This is a genomic window from Mesorhizobium sp. M7A.F.Ca.US.005.03.2.1 (assembly GCF_003997795.1).
Lineage (GTDB): Bacteria > Pseudomonadota > Alphaproteobacteria > Rhizobiales > Rhizobiaceae > Mesorhizobium > Mesorhizobium ciceri.
In genome coordinates this window covers 1-2,206 of sequence record NZ_RZRP01000963.1, presented here as the reverse complement: position 1 = coordinate 2,206, position 2,206 = coordinate 1, and the positions used below count along the sequence as shown (strand labels likewise).

Annotated in this window: 3 protein-coding genes; all 3 read right to left on the bottom strand. The window is 62.4% G+C overall.

All coding sequences use genetic code 11. The features are described 5' to 3' along the window. Positions 1-91 precede the first annotated feature (91 nt). The gene (locus tag EN991_RS33250; RefSeq protein ID WP_024502664.1) at positions 92-952 is read right to left on the bottom strand and encodes a hypothetical protein; all 861 of its coding nucleotides are present in this window, start codon (positions 950-952) and stop codon (positions 92-94) included. Positions 953-1,329: 377 nt separating this feature from the next. Further along, positions 1,330-1,665 carry a hypothetical protein gene (locus EN991_RS33245; protein WP_127370322.1) on the bottom strand — a complete coding sequence of 112 codons (336 nt, stop codon included), beginning with the start codon at positions 1,663-1,665 and terminating at the stop codon, positions 1,330-1,332. Positions 1,666-1,727: 62 nt separating this feature from the next. Then, positions 1,728-2,206 (bottom strand): endonuclease/exonuclease/phosphatase family protein (locus tag EN991_RS33240; protein ID WP_348630516.1); only part of this gene is annotated, 479 nt, incomplete at its 5' end.

Sequence of the window (2,206 nt, the reverse complement as noted above, 5' to 3'; positions counted from 1 at the left end):
CCCAGGGCGTGTCGTTCGACATCGACTGAGAACTTCGGGATTTTGATCGCCCGCATTGAAAGGCATCCCCGTTACGGGGATGCCGCACCGATCAGCTTCCAGCCGGCGGAAAACAGGCATTGAAAGCGGTGTCGACGATGGCCAGTTTGGCCGCCTGGACTGTCATGTATTCCTGGTAGAATGTATTCGACACCCACATCACCGAATGGCCGCGCTGGCCGAGCCAGCCGATGCTGCCGAGATTCTCGGCAGCGCGCAGCTTGCGGGCCAGATGGGTCCGCGAGAGCTTGAGCCATTTGGCGAAATCTCCGATCGAAACCACGCTGGTCGGAATCTGGTCCAGGCCGGCGTGATCGGGGTCGATGCCCGACATCAGCCAGTCCATGACGATGCCGCCATTGTTGAGCCAGATGAACAGCGAAAAGGTCTGGTTGGGTTCGCGCACCGGCTTGGAGGCAAGCAGGCCGTCCGCCACCAGAGGCTGCAGCCCGGCAACCATCTCGGGGTGTTCGAGGAACCTGGCCAAGCGGTCAGCGCCGTCGAGGCGATCCAGCGTCCGCAGATGGGCAAGGACCCAGCCGGTAAAGGTCTGCACGGTTGCCGCCGTCGGCTGCAAAGGGTGCGTACGGCCGTCGCCACCCGACACATACTCGGCGATGTGGTAGTGCAGCATCTCCTTGATGAAAGCGTCCGCCGTGTTGCGGCTGGCGACCGCATGCTGGTGCACGAACTCGATGAACCGCGATACCGTCAGTTCCTTGCGGCGGTCGTGCGGATCGCGCCTGAAATGCATGGCGAGGCCGACATGACCCATCAGCCAACGCTGCTGCGTGGCGAAAATGGAAGCCAGGCGAGGGCTCTCCTCATAGATTCGGATCAGCGCCAGGGACTGTTCCTGAACGTAGCGATGCAACGCCGGATGGCCGGCAATATCTTCCAATTTCAGCGCCATCCTCCTGGTGTTCCGGTTCAACTCCAAAAGCCGAGTTGCGCTCCACATTTTTCAGCCTTCCACGGCTGTGTCCAGAGGCACCAAATGCGAAGAGCAAGCCCAACCCGAACACGGGTCGGGCAACGACCGGTCCATGGTGGGATCCGCTAACCGATTGCCATGCCCTGGGAAGCGGGCCGGTACCGCTTGACGGGGATGGTGGAGAGTGGGTTACCGTGCCAAGCGCAATCGCGACAAGATCAGCCAGGTAATCCAGCTGCGCGAACCGCGCCGCGCGTCAGTCGTCTGCAGGGGCATTTCCAACTGGTGGCGGCATCTCTCGCCACCATACGCGATGAAACCGGCCGGCTTTGGCCGGCCGGTTGGTTCGATCGGGATCAGCCGCAGACGCGGACCTCTTCGATCACCCTGTGGTGGTGGCGCCAGTGCTTGACCAGTTCGATATGGCAGCGATGATGCCGGTGGTGGCGGCGATATTCGCCGTACCGGTATTCGCCATCGTCATACTGAACGTTCCGGTCGCCATCATACTGATTGTCGTAATAGCGATCCCGGTGGTGACGGCGAATAACGATCCCACTGTCGGAATTGTCATCCGGCAGATATCTGTCGTCGTCGTCGGACTGGATGGTCACGCTTGCCGCTTGCGTCGGCGCAGTGATCGCCGCTGTCGCGGCCAATGCCAACAGGGAAGCCAGAATCAACTTCTTCATCTCGTCCTCCTACACGTTCAAGACATGGTAACTCGCGGAAGAACCCGGCGTTCCGCTTAATTTTACACTCTTTGCGACGCGGGAGACATCAAGGCGTTATCGTCCACCCGCTCCAGGCGCACGAAGGCCGTCAGCGGCAGGTGGTCGGAGGCAACGCGTGAAAGCGGCGTGTCATGCGCGTCGATGGCGGCAATCATGCCATGCCGGTTGGCCATGATCCGGTCGAGCGCCAGCAGCGGCAGGTTCGACGGGAAGGTGGGGACCGCCGGCGGCTGCGGGCCGAACGTCGCATGCAGCGTGTTGAGAGCGGAGCGGTTGCCAAGCCGCCATTCGTTGAGGTCGCCGAGCAGCAGGGTCGGTCTTTCGTCCGGGCTGTTCATCAGGTCGAGCACGACGCGCGCCTGCTGGGAGCGCGAGCGGCGCAGCAGGCCAAGATGGGCGGCGATGATGCGCAGCGTCCGGCTTCCATCGAGGTCGATCTCCGCCACCACCGCGCCGCGCGGCTCCAGCCCCGGAAGCTTGATCTGGTGCACGTCGCGAA

Excerpts from the sequence above, each read along its gene's own strand:
- EN991_RS33250 (WP_024502664.1), bottom strand. The coding sequence starts at position 952 with ATGGCGCTGAAATTGGAAGATATTGCCGGCCATCCGGCGTTGCATCGC.
- EN991_RS33245 (WP_127370322.1), bottom strand. The coding sequence starts at position 1,665 with ATGAAGAAGTTGATTCTGGCTTCCCTGTTGGCATTGGCCGCGACAGCG.